This window comes from Roseivirga thermotolerans, from assembly GCF_014653175.1.
Classification (GTDB): Bacteria; Bacteroidota; Bacteroidia; order Cytophagales; family Cyclobacteriaceae; genus Roseivirga; species Roseivirga thermotolerans.
Window position 1 is genome coordinate 658,970 of record NZ_BNAG01000004.1, and the last position, 18,998, is coordinate 677,967.

Annotated in this window: 17 protein-coding genes; 12 read left to right on the forward strand and 5 right to left on the reverse strand. The window is 43.8% G+C overall.

All coding sequences use genetic code 11. The features are described 5' to 3' along the window. Positions 1–18: 18 nt before the first annotated feature. From IE164_RS16620 to IE164_RS16635, 4 genes are all read right to left on the reverse strand, one after another. Entirely contained in the window at positions 19–1,749 is a 1,731-nt protein-coding gene (locus tag IE164_RS16620) for a DEAD/DEAH box helicase (protein ID WP_189631378.1), read from the reverse strand. Positions 1,750–1,858: 109 nt separating this feature from the next. Then, entirely contained in the window at positions 1,859–2,947 is a 1,089-nt protein-coding gene (locus IE164_RS16625; protein WP_189631379.1) for a WD40/YVTN/BNR-like repeat-containing protein, read from the reverse strand. 23 nt (positions 2,948–2,970) lie between these two features. Then, positions 2,971–3,243 (reverse strand): MoaD/ThiS family protein, encoded by a 273-nt coding sequence (locus IE164_RS16630; RefSeq protein WP_189631380.1) that lies wholly within the window; start codon positions 3,241–3,243, stop codon positions 2,971–2,973. A 34-nt stretch (positions 3,244–3,277) separates the two neighbouring features. Then, positions 3,278–3,643 (reverse strand): cupin domain-containing protein, encoded by a 366-nt coding sequence (locus tag IE164_RS16635; RefSeq protein WP_189631381.1) that lies wholly within the window; start codon positions 3,641–3,643, stop codon positions 3,278–3,280. Positions 3,644–3,823: 180 nt separating this feature from the next. On the opposite strand from IE164_RS16635, the gene glsA reads away from it, so the two are divergent. The 3 genes from glsA (at position 3,824) to IE164_RS16650 (ending at position 6,303) form a co-directional block, all read left to right on the forward strand. Further along, entirely contained in the window at positions 3,824–4,639 is an 816-nt protein-coding gene (gene glsA / locus IE164_RS16640) for a glycerol acyltransferase (protein WP_229838736.1), read from the forward strand. A gap of 9 nt (positions 4,640–4,648) precedes the next feature. Then, the gene (glsB, locus tag IE164_RS16645) at positions 4,649–5,617 is read left to right on the forward strand and encodes a glycine N(alpha)-acyltransferase GlsB (RefSeq protein ID WP_189631383.1); all 969 of its coding nucleotides are present in this window, start codon (positions 4,649–4,651) and stop codon (positions 5,615–5,617) included. A 74-nt stretch (positions 5,618–5,691) separates the two neighbouring features. Further along, positions 5,692–6,303 carry a DinB family protein gene (locus tag IE164_RS16650; RefSeq protein ID WP_189631384.1) on the forward strand — a complete coding sequence of 204 codons (612 nt, stop codon included), beginning with the start codon at positions 5,692–5,694 and terminating at the stop codon, positions 6,301–6,303. Between the two features lie 28 nt (positions 6,304–6,331). Here the strand turns inward: IE164_RS16650 and lpxB are convergent, their stop codons facing one another. After that, the gene (lpxB, locus tag IE164_RS16655; RefSeq protein WP_189631385.1) at positions 6,332–7,465 is read right to left on the reverse strand and encodes a lipid-A-disaccharide synthase; all 1,134 of its coding nucleotides are present in this window, start codon (positions 7,463–7,465) and stop codon (positions 6,332–6,334) included. 145 nt (positions 7,466–7,610) lie between these two features. On the opposite strand from lpxB, the gene IE164_RS16660 reads away from it, so the two are divergent. The 9 genes from IE164_RS16660 to IE164_RS16700 all read left to right on the forward strand — a co-directional run bounded on the left by IE164_RS16660 (position 7,611) and on the right by IE164_RS16700 (position 18,965). Continuing rightward, positions 7,611–10,451 carry a M16 family metallopeptidase gene (locus IE164_RS16660; RefSeq protein WP_189631386.1) on the forward strand — a complete coding sequence of 947 codons (2,841 nt, stop codon included), beginning with the start codon at positions 7,611–7,613 and terminating at the stop codon, positions 10,449–10,451. 77 nt (positions 10,452–10,528) lie between these two features. Continuing rightward, positions 10,529–11,140: a hypothetical protein gene (locus IE164_RS16665; RefSeq protein ID WP_189631387.1), complete on the forward strand. Its 612-nt coding sequence runs from the start codon at positions 10,529–10,531 to the stop codon at positions 11,138–11,140. Between the two features lie 138 nt (positions 11,141–11,278). Next, positions 11,279–12,265, forward strand: a complete 987-nt coding sequence (locus tag IE164_RS16670; RefSeq protein ID WP_189631388.1) for a Gfo/Idh/MocA family protein — start codon at positions 11,279–11,281, stop codon at positions 12,263–12,265. Between the two features lie 63 nt (positions 12,266–12,328). After that, the gene (locus IE164_RS16675) at positions 12,329–13,153 is read left to right on the forward strand and encodes a prohibitin family protein (protein ID WP_189631389.1); all 825 of its coding nucleotides are present in this window, start codon (positions 12,329–12,331) and stop codon (positions 13,151–13,153) included. Positions 13,154–13,253: 100 nt separating this feature from the next. Further along, on the forward strand, positions 13,254–14,540 hold the full coding sequence (locus IE164_RS16680) for a citrate synthase (protein WP_189631390.1): 1,287 nt from the start codon (positions 13,254–13,256) through the stop codon (positions 14,538–14,540). Positions 14,541–14,782: 242 nt separating this feature from the next. Further along, a complete protein-coding gene (locus tag IE164_RS16685; RefSeq protein ID WP_189631391.1) occupies positions 14,783–16,309 on the forward strand; it encodes a carbon-nitrogen hydrolase family protein in 1,527 nt (508 codons plus the stop codon). Positions 16,310–16,458: 149 nt separating this feature from the next. Further along, positions 16,459–16,905 (forward strand): hypothetical protein, encoded by a 447-nt coding sequence (locus IE164_RS16690; protein ID WP_189631392.1) that lies wholly within the window; start codon positions 16,459–16,461, stop codon positions 16,903–16,905. A gap of 82 nt (positions 16,906–16,987) precedes the next feature. Then, positions 16,988–17,521, forward strand: a complete 534-nt coding sequence (locus IE164_RS16695) for an inorganic diphosphatase (protein WP_189631393.1) — start codon at positions 16,988–16,990, stop codon at positions 17,519–17,521. A 184-nt stretch (positions 17,522–17,705) separates the two neighbouring features. Continuing rightward, positions 17,706–18,965 carry an aminotransferase class V-fold PLP-dependent enzyme gene (locus tag IE164_RS16700; RefSeq protein ID WP_189631394.1) on the forward strand — a complete coding sequence of 420 codons (1,260 nt, stop codon included), beginning with the start codon at positions 17,706–17,708 and terminating at the stop codon, positions 18,963–18,965. Positions 18,966–18,998: the final 33 nt, after the last annotated feature.

Sequence of the window (18,998 nt, forward strand, 5' to 3'; positions counted from 1 at the left end):
TGTCAACGGTAAGAGAAATTACCTTCTTCTGCCCTTTCTTGGCGGACGGGCTCTCTCCTTTCTACGGTTTCGTTTCTCAAAACCAAACTCCCTATTTCTGTTCTTCTGTTTTTTAGAATCTCTCGGAGGACCATCAGTATCTTCATTTACCCGTATTGCGCGCCCGTTGACGCTAATTCCTCTGAATTTAGAAGAAATGTCTTTGCCCAAAACCGGATCCAGATAAAAGAAGCTACAGTTCTTCTTCACCTCTACCTCTTTGAATGCCCCCTTATCGTAACCTGATACGTCTACTAAGAAATGTACCAAGTCGGCTTTTGTGGCTCCATCAATGTCTCCCACATTTATAAAGAAACGCTGAGAGCCATCGCGATTAACAACCGCCCCTCCTCTATCTTCTCTTTTGCCTTGAACCTCGTTCAGATCGTCCGGTTCGTCAAAATTGGTACCATTGTCAACCGCCAGGTGATCCAGCTGCAGAGACAATAATCTTTTGAGCAAATCATTCTTGCTCAAGCCCAGAAGGTCTTCATTCAGGTGAGCCATCAGGTCATTCACCTCTTCATCTACCTTAGTTTTTAAGATAAGATTAGCCCAATGGTTAATACGGCTATATTTGAGGTCGTTTTTATTAGGCACCTCAACCAACTCAAACTTTACTCCGAGCTTGTTTTCCAGTTCCTTTATCTTCCTGCCTTCTCTGGGGTTAATAAAAGCCAGCGAAATTCCTTTTCTACCCGCTCGGCCCGTGCGCCCGCTACGGTGAGTGTAACTCTCTAATTGATCGGGTAAGCTATGGTGAATTACATGCGTAAGGTCGTTTACGTCTATCCCTCTTGCCGCCACATCGGTAGCAATGAGTAACTGCATGGAACGTGCCTTAAAACGTTTCATTACCGCATCGCGCTGCCCTTGCGACAAATCGCCATGCAAGGCTTCAACACCATACCCCATGTTAGAGAAGGCATCGGCAAACTCTTGAGTTTCTCTTTTGGTGCGGCAAAACATTATGCCTCGCATATCGGGCTGAATGTCTAAAAACCTTCTAATAGCCGCCAGTTTGTTTGCCGTTTTGGTAATGGCATACTGATGGGCAATATCCAGGTTGCTCTTCTGGTGTGTATTCACCGCAACTTCGATGGGCGTGTTCATGTATTTGTCTACAATCCGCCTGATTTCTTGAGGCATTGTAGCCGAAAACAACCATATAGACCGGTCGTCTTGAGTATATGAAATAATTCGATCTATATCTTCCTTAAAGCCCATGTTGAGCATTTCATCGGCCTCATCGAGCACTACATAACGAACAGCATCTAATGACACTGCCCTCCGCTCAATCAAGTCGATCAATCGGCCCGGAGTGGCCACAACAATTTGAACGGGCTTTTTAAGGGCCCTGATTTGTTTAGATATATCTACTCCTCCGTAAACAACTTCTACGTTTAGTTTTCTTTGGTTGGCCACAAAGCTTTGTAACTGCTTGGCCGTTTGCTGACCCAATTCACGGGTAGGTGCCATTACAATGGCCTGTGTACTATCGTCTTCAAGGTCTATCAAATCGATGAGCGGAAGACCAAAAGCGGCTGTTTTTCCCGTTCCGGTTTGTGCAAGACCAATAAAGTCGGTAGGATTATTCGATAATAATTGTGGAATGGCCTGTTCCTGAATAGGTGTTGGTTGTTCAAAACCCAACTGATCCAACACTTCACATAGTTTTGGAGATAGGCCTAATGATTTAAAATTTGACAAAAAGGTATTATTTAAAATGAGGTCGCAAAGGTAGGAGTAATAAATGGGAACTTACTGTAAACCAGAATATTTATTCCATCACTCCTAAACAATCTAAACTACTTGTAAATCAGCAAAATGCCACCGAATGAATCATGGGTAAATTATGACTCAAAACTTCCCAGGACTCCCCGTCATCGGCAGATAAATAGAGGTTGCCTGTGGTGGTACCAAAAGCCAGTGTATTACCGACCACATCCAGCGCATGCCTGTACACAATGTCATAGGCCGACTCTTGCGGAAGCCCCTTTCTAAAGGCTTTCCATGTGGCTCCACCATCGTCTGTACGGCACACACAGAGTGCCCCATCAATGGCCACTCTTAGCATATCACTCACACCCGGCACTACCCAAGCTCTTTGCGGATTGGTTTCACTTGCCGCAATAGCAAACCCAAAATTAGCCGGACCATTAGCTTCACTAATATCAGCCCAGTTCTTACCTCCATCGGCCGAACGGTAAATTCCGCAGTGGTTTTGCTGCCACATAACCTGCCTGTTGGCCATGCACCACTCCACCAAATGCGGGTCTTGACCTATTTCAGAATTTGGATCGGGCAAGAAATCTGCCTTTAGCCCTTTGTTTCTTGGCTCCCAGCTTTTACCTCCATCGGTGGTTTCGAAGGTACCCGCACAACTTATGGACACATAGAGGTGGTCCGGATTTTCAGGATTTACCAAAATGGAGTGTATGCCGGGGTAATCTCTTCCCCCACCAAACCATTGATCTTTCCTGCTTGGATGATCCCATAAGGCACGAACCAACTCAAAACTGTCTCCATTATTGGTACTCTTAAAAAGCCCTCCGGGCTCTGTTCCAATATATATTGTTCCGGGTTCGCTCTTTGCACCGGGGCTAAAAGCCCAGAGATAGCGCGTGGTGGCCGGTACACCATCTTTCACTTCTTCACCTTCCGGATATTTGGGTGCTTCCAGCTCTTCCCACACTTTTCCATCGGCCGAGCGGTGCAGTTTACAACCCCAGTGTCCGTGATCTAGCATAGCCCACCAATAACCGGTATGCGCATCTATGGCTGCTAAACTCACCGGAATACCCAGAAAGTGGGTATCGGTATGTTTCCACTCTTGCGAGCCTTTAGCTCTTTGGTACACCATAAGCCCTTTTCTTGAACCTACGAGAAGAATGTTTTTATCTGCCATGGATCTTTTAGTTATGAGTTTTGCTAACCACCCGAAAGTGCCTGCATTACATAAAGCTCATCACTGGCTTTAAGTGCATCAGAGAGTTTTTCTCTGTCTTTAATGAGTTGGTTGCCTATAAAAATATTGACATGTTTTCGCAGTCTTCCTCGCTCATCCACAATGTAGTCTTTCAGCCCTTCATACTCACTCTCAATGAGTTCAACGGCTTCTCTTACATTGCTGCAATTCGCTTCAATAGGCCGTAAATCCGGATAAAAGCGTTTAAGATTAGAGGTAAACTTTATTGTTGCCATACACTAACCTAAGTTATTCATTTTCAAACAGATTCTAAATCCATTGTTGATTATTGTCCGTCTTTTCATGAGTTACTTCGCCTGTATGAAGTGTAGCAGCAGGTTCAAACAGCATTACCCAAACTTCCTCATCGTCCCTGGTATAAGGGTTATGCTCCACTCCTTTCGGCACCACTATTATTTCGCCTGGGTGCACCACCTCTGTTTTATCGCGAAACTCCATATACAAAGTACCCTTATGTACGTAAAACAGTTCGTCTTCATGCGCATGGCTATGCCATACAAAAGCCCCCTTCAGCTTGGCCAGTTTTACCAACTGACCATTTAGTTCGGCTACAATTCCGGGCTTCCAATAGTCTGTAATGAGCCGAAATTTCTCTTCAATATTTTTGCTGATCATACTGCATGTTACAAAAATTGAAAATGCCTCCATACAGCGCCCCACAAAAGAATTGGCAGATTTAATAATCTTCCCTGCATTATTTGCACTATTCATGTAGGCACATACAAGTTTTGACTCTGTTTTGAAATGTCATCCAAATGGCCTTATACTTGCGGTTGTTCGATGAGTCACTCAACCATGGATAAGTTCATTGATGTTCGCAAGCTAATTGCCAGTAAAAACCCTTCGCTGGTCAAGTGGCTTCCCGGTTTCATCATTCGTTACATTGAAAAAATCATTCATCAGGATGAGATAAATGCCTTTATGGTTAAGCAGAAAGGTGCCAGTGCCTATGAGTTCTGTAAGGCGACCATGGAAGAGTTTGGCATACAGCTCAACCTCAAAGGAAAGGAGAATGTAATAGCACCTCCACAAAGCTGCATATTTGTGAGCAACCACCCTCTGGGGGGCTTCGATGCCGTGGCTTTTGTATCGTCAGTCAATGACGTTAGACCGGATATTCGATTTATTGTCAATGACTTTTTGCTGAGTGTAGAAAACCTTAAAGAACGATTTATTGGGGTAAATAAGGTGGGAAAAAATGCCATTCGCTCTTTGCAGGAGGTAGAAAAACAATTTGCTGATTCCAGTGCCACCTTCATTTTTCCGGCCGGACTGGTGAGCCGTAAACAACAAGGTATAATTAGAGATTTGGAGTGGAAGAAAACCTTCGTTTCCAAAGCAAAAAAGTATAAAAAGCCGGTCATTCCGGTGTATATTGAAGGGAGATTGACCAACCGGTTTTATCGACTGGCCAACATCCGTAAGGCACTTGGCATAAAACTAAATATTGAAATGTTCTTTTTAGTAGATGAGCTATTCAAGCAAAAAGGAACAAAAATGGACATCATTATTGGTGAACCCATCGCCCCCGATACATTCGACAACAGTAAGTCGGAGAAAGAGTGGGCCGCATGGACAAAAGAAAGGGTTTATCAATTAAGACAGTCTTAAACGACTCGTATGAAGCAAAGTAAGGTACAGAAAGAAATCATTCCTCCGGTAGAACGCGAGCTCATCGAAGATGAGTTGACCAGGGAAAGGTTCGTGCAGTGCACTCACAAGGGTAACAATGAAATTTACATTGTCAATCATCATAATTCTCCGCACACTATGCGAGAAATTGGCAGGCTCAGAGAGGTTTCTTTCAGAGCTGCCGGTGGTGGAACAGGTCATGAAATTGACATTGATGAGTATGATACCAATGAGCGTTGCTACGAACAGCTGATTGTCTACAACCGAGAAGATCAGGAGATAATCGGAGGTTACCGCTTTATTACCGGACCAAGGGCCCTGAACCCTCAAACCGGAGAATTTGAGCTCTCTACAGCTCATTACTTTGATTTCTCCAAACAAATGAAAGAAGAGTATCTGCCCGTTTCAATAGAGCTGGGCAGGTCTTGGGTACAACCGGAATATCAGCCTTCTGTAAACCCCAGAAAAGGCGTGTTTGCTCTGGCCAACATTTGGGATGGCTTGGGAGCTCTCATTACCAACTATCCGGAAATAAAGTACTTCTTTGGCAAGGTAACCATGTATCGTAACTATAACAGCGAAGCCAGAGATATTCTACTGGCATTCATGGCTCACTATTTCCCCGATCACCAGAAGCTTTGTACACCTAAAACGGAGCTATTTGCCGGATTCGATAACCGTGTTTTCAAAGAATACTTTCAAGAAGATATTCCTTTTAGCGATGGGTTTAAAGTTCTCCATAAGCTTTTGAAAGATCGTGGTGAGTGGATCCCCCCTCTCATTAACATCTACATGAACCTGTCCTCTACCATGATGACTTTTGGCACTGCCTTCAATCCCGATTTTGGAGGCGTTGAAGAAACTGGCCTATTAGTAACCATTGCCGATATTCACGAGGAGGTAAAAGAAAGGCATATTACGGACTACAAGCGCAACGACTGTGTAGATAGTGAGTAGAATTTTGACCGGCCTTTGTCCCATTTTCAGGCGGCCAATCGTGATGGGTATAGAACAAGTTAATTTATACCCTTATGAAAAGATCATTTTTAACCATCAGTGTTGTTTTGTGCTGGGTCTGCATGTCAGTATCGGCCCAACACATTAACAAGGAAGAGCGGCAACTGGCGCTAAAGCATCTAAAGAGTACACAGAGCGACCTATCTCGGCTAGCCAAAGGGCTATCTGATGCACAGCTCAATTACAAACCCGATAAAAGTGCATGGTCTATTGCCGAATGCATTAAGCACATTGCCCTTACTGAAGATAATATTTGGAATTACTTTGTAGCCACCGCCTGGGCTTCGGAGCCAAAAGCCGACAGGCGTGATGAGGTAGTAATGACCGATGAGCAACTCATAGCGGCCATAGAGTCGAGAGCAAATAAAGTAAAGACCAATGAAGCCTTCGAGCCCTCTCAGCTTAAAGTCGCACCTTTAGAAGCTCTGGAACTATTCCAAAAAAGCCGAAAGAGTCACATCGCAGCTTTTGAAGAAGCAAACAATGCCATGAGACATCAGTATGCCAGCCTGCCCTTTGGAATCATAGACGGTTATCAGGCGGTACTGTTCCTTTCGGCCCATACCCGAAGGCACATCGAGCAGATAAAAGAAGTTATGGCTAGTCCGGGTTTTCCGGCTCAATAAAACTATATCCGGGCCGCTGAATACAAAATCATTCCGCGGCCTGATGGTTCAACTCATTGAACATAAGCTGTGCCACACGTTCAGAGGCACCAGTTCCACCTAGTTTGGTCTTAAGAGAGGCATAGTCCGCGAGTATTCTTTGCCTATTGTCCTCATCAAAAAGAAGCTTCAACTCCTTTACCAATCGCTGTTCGTTCAGATCGCCTTCAATAAGTTCCTGAACCGCCATCTTATCCAGAATAAGATTTACCAGGCAAATGTATTTGATACTTACAATGCGCTTGAGCAACTTATATGTTAGCCAACCCGGTTTATAACAAACCACTTGTGGTACACCGAGCAGTGCTGTTTCCAGGGTGGCTGTACCCGAAGTAACTAAGGCTGCCGATGCATGATGGAGAATGTCATAGGTGGCCCCAAAAACCACCTTTACCCTGCTCTCGGTGTACTTTTCGTAAAGGGATAAATCAATGGTTTCAGAGCCGGCCACTACAAATTCATAATCAGGAAAATGGGGAATTACCTTTAACATACGAGGTAGCTTGCCAATAATTTCCTGCTTTCGGCTACCCGGCAAAAGTGCTACCAGTGGTCTATCGGCCAATTGATGAGTCGATAAAAATTCTTTTCGGCTTAATAGATGTGACTCCTTTTGAGCCAAAGCATCCATAATGGGGTGCCCAACAAAGTCAATGTCGTAGCCATATGATTTATAAAAATCCGGTTCAAAGGGAAGGATAGAAAAAATTCTGTCGGTCCACTGATGAATAGTGTGTACCCTTTTGCGCTTCCAAGCCCAGGCCTGAGGTAAAATGTAATAGAACACTTTGGTATTAAAACCACTTTCTTTTACATACTTGGCAATTCTGAGGTTAAAACCGGAATTATCAATAAGAATGAGTACATCCGGTTGAAAGTTGCGAATATCGGCCTCGCAGAATCTAAAGTTTTGCTTTATGGTGCGAATATTCCAGAGCACTTTGAAAATACCCATAAAGGAAGTTTCTCTAATGTGCTTGGCCAACTCCTGAGCCTCTTTGGCCATACGGTCTCCGCCCCAAACCCTAAAATAAGCGTTCGTATCAAGCTTTTTTAAGGCCTTCATCATGTTGGCCGCATGCATGTCGCCAGAAGCCTCTCCTGCAATGATGTAATACTTCATCGTCCAATTTCGTGGCGGCAAGTTCAGGCTTTGTCGGCAAATATCAAATGGAAAAACCAACTGCCTGTATGCCAGGAACGCCTCATATCATAACTGCTTGATTAATCTGTTCAAAATGGGTAATTAGCCAATAGAAAGTATACCTATGAAAAAATTACTCACCCTTTTTTTGATGCTCTTTGCCCTTATGGCTGGTCAGCAGCAAAAAGAATCGGCAAAAGCCGATTTCAATGTAGCCTATGAAAAGTTCGAGCTGGACAACGGACTAGATGTTGTGTTTCATGTAGACCGTTCAGATCCGGTAGTGGCTGTAGCACTGACTGCCCACGTGGGTTCGGCTCGCGAAAAAGAAGGCCGAACCGGATTTGCCCATTTATTTGAACACCTGTTATTTCTCGAATCGGAAAACCTTGGTAAAGGCGGGCTCGACAAGCTAAGTGCGCGGGTGGGTGGTTCCGGAGCCAACGGCTCCACCTCACGAGATCGCACCAACTACTTTCAAACCGTTCCCAACGATGCCCTTGAAAAAATGCTTTGGGCCGAAGCCGACAAGCTGGGATGGTTTATCAACACTGTAACTGAACCCGTTTTAGCCAAAGAAAAACAAGTGGTAAAAAACGAAAAACGTCAAAGTAATGACAACCGCCCCTATGGCCATACCAGCTATGTTATAGACAAAAACCTCTACCCTGCCGACCATCCTTACAACTGGCAGGTAATAGGTTCTTTAGAAGACCTGCAAGCGGCCACCTTAGCCGATGTGAAAGAGTTCTTTCGAAAATGGTACGTACCGAATAATGTAACCCTGGTGGTTTCGGGCGATTTTGATACCGAACAGGCCAAAGAATGGGTGAAGAAATACTTCGATGAAATTCCCAGAGGTGAAGAAATAGAACCTCTGAAGCCAAGGCCCGGTGTGGTAGCTGCCACTAAAAAGCTGTACCATGAAGATAATTTTGCCAGACTGCCGGAGCTCACCTATACCTGGCCTACCGTGGAGCAATACCACCCAGACAGCTATGCGCTGGATGTACTCACTCAATATCTGGCCTCAGGCAAAAAAGCTCCATTCAACCAAGTGCTGGTTCAAGACAAGAAACTAACCGCTTCCGTACAGATGTACAACAGAACTTCTGAGCTAGCCGGGCAACTCCAGCTTTCCGTTCGAGCCTATGCCGATACCGACCTGGATATAGTAGCAGAAGCTATTAACGAAGCCTTTGTGCGCTTTGAAAACGAAGGAATTACAGAGAAAGACCTTGCCCGAATAAAAGCCGGACAAGAAACAGGCTTTTACAATAGCCTAAGCAGTGTACTTGGCAAGGGCTTTCAGCTAGCTCAATACAATATTTTTGCCAACGACCCCGGGTTTATTAAAAAGGATATTGAAAACATATTGGCGGTAACCACGGCCGATGTAATGCGAGTGTACCAAAAGTATATCAAAGACAAAAACTACATTGCCACCAGCTTTGTACCTAAAGGACAGAAGTCTTTGGCCCTGGAAAACTCTGTCCAGGCACAGGTAGTGGAGGAGCAAATTGTTCAAGGAGCCGAAGAAACCTTCGATGCCTCCATTCAGGCCAGTTACGAAAGAACCTCATCATCTTTCGACCGAACTGTAGAACCACCCTACGGACCGGCACCACAAGTTCAGATTCCGGAAGTTTATGAAACTAGTCTCAATAATGGACTAAAGGTATATGGCATTGAGAACAATGAAGTTCCTCTGGTTCAAATTAACATGGTGATAGATGGAGGGCAGCTACTGGAAGGCATGGATAAACTGGGAGCCGCCAATCTCATGGCTGCTCTTATGACCAAAGGCACAAAAAACAAGACCCCTGAAGAACTGGAAGAGGCCATCGACCAGTTGGGGGCTTCTATTGGCGTGTATGCAGGAAAAGAAAGCATAAGAATTTCTGCTAACACACTGGCCAGAAACTATGAAGCTACCCTGGCCCTTATGGAAGAAATATTGCTTGAGCCGCGCTGGGATACGACCGAGTTTGAACTTGCCAAACAACGTACCATAAGTCAAATAAGACAGCAAGAGGCCAACCCAAATGCCATTGCCTCCAATGCCTACGACATTCTCATTTATGGCAAAAACGACATCCGCGCACAAAACCGATTAGGCACTATTGAAACAGTGAATAATCTGACAATAGAAGACTTAAAGACATATTATACTTCTTTTGTTTCTCCTTCAGTAGCCAGGTTCCATGTGGTCGGAGACATCTCCCAACAAGACCTGGTCGCATCGCTCAAGGGTTTGGAATCTCGCTGGAAAGCTAAGAGTGTGGTATTACCGGAACTTCCTAAACCTTCTGCACCGGAAAAATCGCAGGTCTATTTCTTCGATGTTCCCGATGCCAAACAATCGGTACTTACCATTGGCTATCCTTCCATGCCGGCCACCGATGAAGATTACTATCCCGCAGTGGTTATGAATTACATTCTTGGTGGAGGTGGCTTTGCTTCAAGACTTACTCAAGAACTGAGAGAAGGCAAAGGCTATACCTATGGCATTAGATCTGGTTTCTCAGGCAACAAAACAGATGGTACTTTTACCATTTCGAGTGGAGTGCGAACAAATGTAACACTTGAGTCTACGCAATTAGTTAAAGAGATTCTAAGCAACTACGGCTCAACCTTTAGCGACAAAGACCTTGAGACCACCAAAGGCTTTTTAATTAAAAGTAATGCCCGGGCCTTTGAAACAGCAGGAGCAAAACTGAACATGCTTGAAAACATCAGTGAACTTGGACTACCATATGACTATGTGAAAGAAAGAGAAGAGGTTGTTCAGGGCATGACAGTAGAGAAGATCAAAGAACTTTCACAAAAGTATCTCAACGAAGATCAAATGATTTGGCTGGTAGTTGGTGATGCTAAAACGCAGTTAAATCGCATGAAGCAGCTTGGTTTTGGAGAACCCATTTTGATCAATAACCTGAGTGGGCCGGAGAAAAAGCCTAAATAACTTAATGAAGTTTGGGGTTCATGGCTACAGAAGCCATGAACTCTGAACCTTCTGTCTTCATTTTCAAATCAATATTTATGAACAGAGCCCTTCATTTGAGAATCCCAAATAGAACAGCCTACTTGGACTCTGCCCCACAAAAACACCCTCGGCTACAGCTTATGAAAGGAATAGTCTGTACCATGTTTATGAGCCTGCTTATGGTTGTAACAAACCTAAATGGTCAGGAAATTGTAGGGTATCGGTTCGTGAAATCAGTACCTGTACCTGACTCCGTAAAACTCGGTTTGTTCAATGACTATACCCTGGTAAATGACGGTAAGTGGCTGGTTGCCACGTTTGGATTTAAACCATCTCAACACTTTGTATTCGATTTAAAATCGGGAGAACCCCTCTGCTACTTTGAGACTCCCGGTCATCAATCTTATTACTATTATGATGAGCAAATACCGTATGAAATACACATTTATAAAAACCATAAGACCTACTTCATTTATAATATGAACAGCCAATTGCTGATTAAATCGAGGCGAAAGAAACCCGTAAAAATAGATTTAGACCGGGGTCGTTATATGCACATTTACAGCAACTATCTTTTCAACAGACAATATGCCCAAGAAAAGAACTGGCTGTTTGAGGTTTTGGAACGCCAATGGTTCAACCTGTACCATAAGGTCGAAGACAATTGAGCTTAGCGCAAAAAGCGTTCATCATTCTCCGGGAAGATTGTCCCATAAACCATGAGCTATGAACAACGAACTTTGCCCCAAACCTTGAACTTTTAACTTAAGAGAGTACCTTTGCCGCACAGCTAAAAAACACCATTCATGCTCAAAATTGGGGTTCTCGGTGCCGGTCATCTCGGCAAAATTCACATCAAATGCATTAAAGATATTTCAGAGTACCAACTTGTTGGTTTTTACGATGCCCAACCTGACAATGCCAGGGCTGTAGCCCAAGAGCATGGAATAAAGGCATTTGAAACTATCGAATCGCTGATTGAAGCGGTCGATGTAATCGACATAGTCACCCCTACTCTTTCGCACTTTGAGTGTGCCGAAAAGGCACTGAAAGCCGGAAAGCATGTATTTATAGAGAAGCCCGTTACCAACACCCTTCAAGAAGCCGAACAGCTTATTGCCCTAAAAGATGAACTGAAACTTAAAATTCAGGTTGGCCATGTAGAGCGATTCAACCCCGCTTTTGTGGCAGCGAAACCATTCCTAAAGCAGCCTATGTTCATCGAATCTCACCGATTGGCCCAGTTCAATCCCAGAGGACTCGATGTACCGGTAGTACTGGATCTGATGATTCACGACATCGATATCATTCTCAAGTCGGTGGGGTCAGCGGTAGAAAAGATATCGGCCAGTGGCGTAAACGTAGTAGCCGATACGCCCGATATTGCCAATGCCCGACTGGAGTTTGCTAACGGATGTGTCGCCAATCTTACCACCAGCCGCATAGCAGTGAAGAACATGCGCAAATCAAGATTTTTTCAGAAAGACGCTTATGTGGCCGTAGATTTTCTGGAGAAAAGCTCCGAGATTGTGCGAATGCAGGAAGCTACCGGAAATGAAGGCCCGTTTTCAATGGTGTTGGATTTGGGTGAAGAAAAGGGTAAGAAGGAGATTATCTTCGAGAACCCCAAGGTACATCCATCCAATGCTATTCGAGAAGAGCTAGCCAGTTTCCATAGAGCCATAATAGAAGATTCCGTACCCATTGTGACCATTGAAGACGGATACAAAGCCTTGCGAGTGGCTCATGACATTCTGAACGAAATAGAGAAGAACCTGCAGAAAATCGGCTAAACTATTTGCCCATATTCTGGCTTGTACTAACAGGTTCATTTTTCAACACTAAACCCCAAACCAATGGATAATAGAAGACTTCTTCCCATCATTGTTATTTCAGTTATTGCCCTTATTGTTGTGGTAGGGCTATCTTCCAGTATTTTCTACACCATACAGGCCAATGAACGGGCCGTATTGTTCAAGAAGTTTTCGGGAGGCTTAGACAAAGAAAACGTAATAGCCCCTGGGTTTCACATGAAAGCCCCCTGGAACGACCTTATTGTTTTCGATGTAGCCGAAAGCAAGAGAGAAGAAACAATGGATGTGCTGGATAAAAATGGTTTGAGCATTAAAGTAGATGTCTCCGTACGCTTTAACCCTAAGTTCGATAAAATTGGACACATCTATGAGCGTTTCAGACTTGACTACATCAATACGCTGGTTGTGCCTGAGGTACGTTCCACCGTTCGGCAGGTAATGGGTCGATACTCGGCCGAAGAAATTTATTCTACCAAACGCCCTGAAGTGGAGGCGGCCATTCGTAATGAAACAGCCGAAGTGTTGGGCAATGAAACCAACAATATTGAAATGACCACCCTGCTTATCCGATCCATTAATTTACCGGATAAAATCAAACAAGCCATTGAAAACAAATTGCAGCAAGAGCAAGAAGCACTGGCCTATCAGTTTAGGTTAGACAAAGAAAAAAGTGAGGCCGAAAGAAAGCGTATTGCAGCAGAAGGAGAAGCTCAGGCCAACAAAATTGTCAATAGCAGCTTAACACCAAACTTACTTAGGATGAGAGGCATTGAAGCCACATTAAAACTGGCAGAATCGACAAATGCCAAAATAGTTGTGATCGGTCAGGGAAAAGACGGTTTGCCACTCATTCTGGGCAATAATTAAAATATTGCCCAACGACAGAACAAGAATTTTTTTTCATTGTTTATTAGAGTAAATTCGCTCGCGCGATTGAAAACCTACAAAAGTTAACACAATCTAAACGATGTCAAATACTGCAGAATTAAGAATTGACGGAAAGTCCTACGAACTTCCGGTTATAGAAGGAACCGAAAATGAGAAAGCAATCGATATTTCTTCCCTAAGGGGAGAAAGTGGTGTAATAACTATCGACCCCGGCTTTAAAAATACAGGTTCAACAACCAGTGCCATTACATTTCTCGATGGCGAAAAAGGTATTCTGAGATATAGAGGTTATTCAATTGAAGAGTTGGCTGAAAAGTCGAACTTCCTGGAGGTGGCTTATTTGCTCATCTATGGCGAGCTGCCAGACAAAGCAACCTACGATAAGTTTGTGAGCGATATTACCATGCACACCCTGGTGCATGAAGATGTTAAGAAAATTTTGGAAGGCTTTCCGTCTACAGCACACCCAATGGGGGTACTTTCTTCATTAGTATGTGCTCAAACAGCCTTCTACCCTGCCTCGTTAGATCCGAATCGTTCGGCTACCGAAGTAGATATGAGCATTATCAGGCTGATTGCAAAAATGCCAACTTTTGCGGCTTGGTCTTATAAAAATCAGATCGGTCATCCGGTGAATTACCCGGACAATAACCTGAATTACACAGCCAACTTCCTTAAAATGATGTTTGCTACTCCTGCCGAAGAGTATGAGGTAGACCCTGTAGTAGCCAATGCACTTGACAAGCTATTAATATTGCATGCAGACCATGAGCAAAACTGCTCTACCTCAACCGTGCGAGTAGTTGGATCTTCTCATGCCAGTATGTATGCTTCAATTTCTGCCGGAATCAATGCATTATGGGGGCCGCTTCATGGAGGTGCCAATCAGGCTGTAATTGAAATGTTGGAAAACATTAGAAAAGATGGCGGTGACACTAAAAAATGGATGGCTAAGGCTAAAGACAAAAACGATCCGTTCCGTCTTATGGGCTTTGGTCATAGAGTATATAAAAACTTTGACCCGCGAGCTAAGATTATTAAAAAGGCTGCCGATGATGTTTTGGCCAAACTTGGAGTGAAAGATCCGGTGTTGGATATTGCTAAAGGCCTTGAAGAAGAGGCATTGAACGACCCTTACTTCGTTGAAAGAAAGCTTTATCCGAACGTAGACTTCTACTCAGGCATTATCTACAGAGCGTTGGGTATTCCTACCGATATGTTTACTGTAATGTTTGCCATGGGTAGACTACCCGGCTGGATTGCTCAGTGGAAAGAAATGAGAGAAAACAAAGAACCAATTGGAAGACCACGCCAGGTGTACACCGGTGCCAACCAAAGGCCTTATGTAGGAATGGATAAGCGCTAAGTACAGCTTAAGCCTTCCACTCAACCGGCTCAAGTGTCAGTTCTATAGTATAGAAAGACCTTGAGCCGGTTTTTTTATGCCCCCTACTCTTTCACCAACAATACAGGGCACTCGCAGTTATATGAGCATGGCAACGTACTTATTTTTTTATCGTAATGGCATTGCCCGATGGTTCTAAAAAATATTTTCGAGAGCCGTTCAATTCACTATTGAAAAATCAATTTACTATAGATATTAGCTGCATGGACAATAAGACCTTTCAAAACATAGAGTTATCATACCTTAAGATAGAAGACTATCAGGAGCTCAAAGAAGCAATGATCAACGCATACTCCAGTATGCCCGATGCCTACTGGAAAGAGCATCACATTCAGTCGCTTCTCGATAAATTTCCTGAAGGCCAAATTGTGGTGAAAGTTAATGGCGACATTGCGGGTTGTGCCCTATCGATTTTGGTGGAGTCTAAAAAATTCAAGCATCAGCATACCTTCAGGCAAATAACCGGAAACTACACCTTTAGTACCCATAGTACTAAAGGCGACTTACTCTACGGCATAGAGGTTTTTATTAAAGCCGAATTCAGAGGTATGCGCATTGGACGGAGGATGTATGACTACCGCAAAGACCTTTGCGAAAGGCTCAACTTAAAAGGTATAGTGTTTGGAGGCCGTATTCCCAACTACCACAAATATGCCGATGAGTATACGCCTAAAGAATACATTGAGAAAGTACGCCAGAAAGAAGTTCACGATCCCGTGCTCAACTTTCAGTTGTCTAACGACTTTCACCCTGTAAGCATTCTAAAAGGCTATTTAGAAGGCGATGAAGCTTCCAATGAATTTGCCGTACTTCTTCGCTGGGACAATATATACTACGAAACGCCCAGTAAAGAAGCCGCCATTACCAAAACGGTCGTAAGGCTAGGTATTGTACAATGGCAAATGCGGCCATACAATGGATTGGAACATTTACTTAAAAATGCAGAATACTTTATCGATGCACTAAGCGGATATAAGAGTGATTTCGCTCTGTTTCCTGAGTTTTTCAATGCCCCACTTATGGCCGAATTTAACCACCTCAGTGAGCCGGAGGCCATTCGAAAACTGGCCGAATTTACGCCTGCAATAGTCGAAGAGTTTTCTAACCTGGCCATTAGCTACAACATCAATATTATAGCCGGTAGTATGCCTGAGGTGGTAGATGACAAACTCTACAACGTGGGCTACCTGTGTAAACGAGACGGAAAAATAGATCGCTACGAAAAACTACACGCTACCCCCGATGAAAAGAAAGTATGGGCCATGACAGGCGGAAACACCCTGAAAACGTTCGATACAGACTGCGGGAAAATAGGTATTCTCATTTGCTACGATGTAGAGTTTCCTGAGCTTCCTCGTCTACTGGCCGATGAAGGAATGGATATTCTCTTTGTTCCGTTTCTTACCGATACTCAAAACGGCTACTCACGAGTTAGACACTGTGCGCAAGCCAGAGCCATTGAAAATGAGTGCTATGTAGCCATAGCCGGTAGTGTAGGCAACTTGCCCAATGTGCACAACATGGATATACAATATGCCCAATCTATGGTTTTTACACCTTGCGATTTTCAGTTTCCAACCAATGGAATAAAAGCAGAAGCCACCCCCAACGCAGAAACCATAGTGATTGCCGATGTGGACCTCGACTTACTCACCGAACTGCATAATGTGGGAAGTGTTAAAAACCTGAAAGACAGAAGGAAAGACATCTTTAGCTTAACAAAAGTTTAGCACACACAAGTGCCTGAACAGATGGGATAAATAAAAGCCGGGTTAAAGCTGTATTCTAAAAAATACGGTTGCCGGCCCTTGTTTTCATACCAAAGTATGAGAAGAAACTATACTTGCCCGGGCAAATTTGCCTGAAGAACCGTAGAATTATGACTTGGAAAAAAGGAAGGGGAAAACTTGGACTATTTGAGCCGTTACTCGGCCGGTGGGTAGCCGAAGAACACTCTGCACAAAGGCCTGCGCTTCGTTGCACCAGAACGTTCAGTAAGGTACTAAAGGGTAAGTACATAGCCTTAAATGCCCACTGGCAATCGTCAGAAATAGACTACGAAGACCTGACTCTTTTTGGTACAACAGCTCTGAAAAATATCGGGTTTTGGTCATTTCAATCAGACGGAAAGCAGGCTCAGGGTTATTTGGCCAATGCTGAAGACATCCACCCACAAGCCATCTGTTTCGAAGCACAAATGCCATCCGGACTGGCCCGGCAGGTCTATTGGCCTGATGAAAAGGAAGGATTTCATTGGGTGGTAGAATCCAAAACCAAGAAAGGATGGAACCGATTTGTACATCATCATTATCATCCAGCTCCGTAAACTTTCGGTCAAAGACTTCATTTCTTTCTACCTAATTTTCGGGCATTACTTACCTTTGCCAAAAGGTTTGAAAATGATTGATATGAATAACCCCTGGCACAAGGTAAGTGTAGGAGAAAGTGCGCCAGATGTGGTGAATGGCATTATTGAGATACCACAAAACACAAGAGCCAAATATGAGCTCGATAAAGATACAGGACTGCTAAAGATGGATCGTGTGATTTACTCCAGCATGCACTATCCTCACAACTATGGTTTCATTCCTCAAACATATTGCGATGACAACGACCCACTAGACATACTTGTGCTTTCCCAAATTTCTATTGTGCCCATGTGCCTGGTTGAAGCCAAAGTAATTGGAGTAATGCGCATGCTAGATGGTGGTGAAAAAGATGATAAAATTATTGCTGTAGCCAATAACGACATGTCGGTAAAGCATTTTGACGACATCAGTGAACTCCCGGAGCATTTCATAAAAGAGCTTCGCAATTTTTTTGAAGACTATAAAAAGTTGGAGAATAAAACTGTTGAGGTTGAAGAATTCCAAAACGCGCTTACGGCCAAAGAAATTATTAAAAAGAGCATTTCAGACTACAAGGCAAAATTTACCAGTTAGTCCGTCTCAGTTTAAACCATTTAGACCGTTAATGACTAGCGGCCAAAGAGACCACTCTAAAGTCTGGAGCTAAGAATGCGTTTAAGCGACCAATGAGGTTTAGAGTGGCCTCTCTCCTCCTTCCGGTTAAAACTCCTTGCCTCACTGAATGAATAGCCTTATCTTCTTGCTTAATCTGCCAAGCATGGATAAGCGTACCTTTCTTAAAAACCTGATAGGCACAACGTTGGCTGCCACGCCTTTCTATAATGAAATTGGGCAACTTGTTGAATTAAACGATAAATTCTCTGCTGAGGAGCTAGCACAGAATGAAGATTTTTGGGGTAAGATTAGAAAAGACTACCTGCTAAAGCCGGACTACATCAACTTAGAAAACGGCTACTATTGCATGATGCCTCAACCCACCCTTGAGCGCTATCTCGAAAGAATTCGATACATCAACCTCCATGCGTCTTATTACATGCGTACCGACCAGTGGCGCAACAAAGCCAAATCGGCAGCGGCACTGGCCCAGCTGGCCAAGTGTAATAACGATGAACTGATTATTACACGAAATACCACCGAATCTTTAGACACCATTATTCAGGGTTTTCCATGGAAAAGAGGCGATGAGGCCGTAATGGCTAATCAAGACTATGGAGCTATGCTAAACATGTTCAAGCAAGTAGAAGCCAGGCAGGGAATTGTGCTTAAGGCCATTGATGTACCTATGAACCCATCGCGAGACGAGGTGATTGTAGAGGCTTATCGAAAGGCCATTACACCTAAAACCCGCTTATTGATGGTCTGTCACATGATTAACATAACCGGTCATATTCTGCCCATTCGTAAAATTTGCGATATGGCTCATAGCCTGGGAGTTGAAGTAATGGTGGATGGGGCTCATGCATTCGGACACATTGACTTCGACATGAAAGAGCTAGACTGCGATTACTATGGCACCAGCCTGCATAAGTGGATGAGTGTACCTTTAGGCGCTGGCTTTCTATATGTTAAAAAAGATAAGATCGATAAAATATGGCCCTTAATGGCCGAAGGAAAAACAGAACCTGGCGACATAAAACGACTCAATCACATAGGTACTCATCCGGTGGCCACTGACCTGACCATACTAGACGCGATAGACTACCACAACATGATTGGGATTGCCCGAAAAGAAGCCCGACTCAGGTATTTAAAAAGTTACTGGGTAGAAAAAGTGAGGGGTATTGAAAACATAGTGCTCAACACCCCTCAAGACAAAGACAGGTCTTGTGCCATCGCCAATGTTGGTATAAAACAAATGAAACCTTCAGATATGGCTAAAAGCCTTATGCAAAACTATAACATCTGGACTGTGGCCATTGATGGAGCCGGTGTGCATGGATGCAGAATAACGCCCAATGTATATACTACCACCCAAGAGCTAGACCGCTTTGTTGAAGCCTTAAAAGATATGGTTTAACATAGTGACAGGCTAACTCATCCAATTGGCACT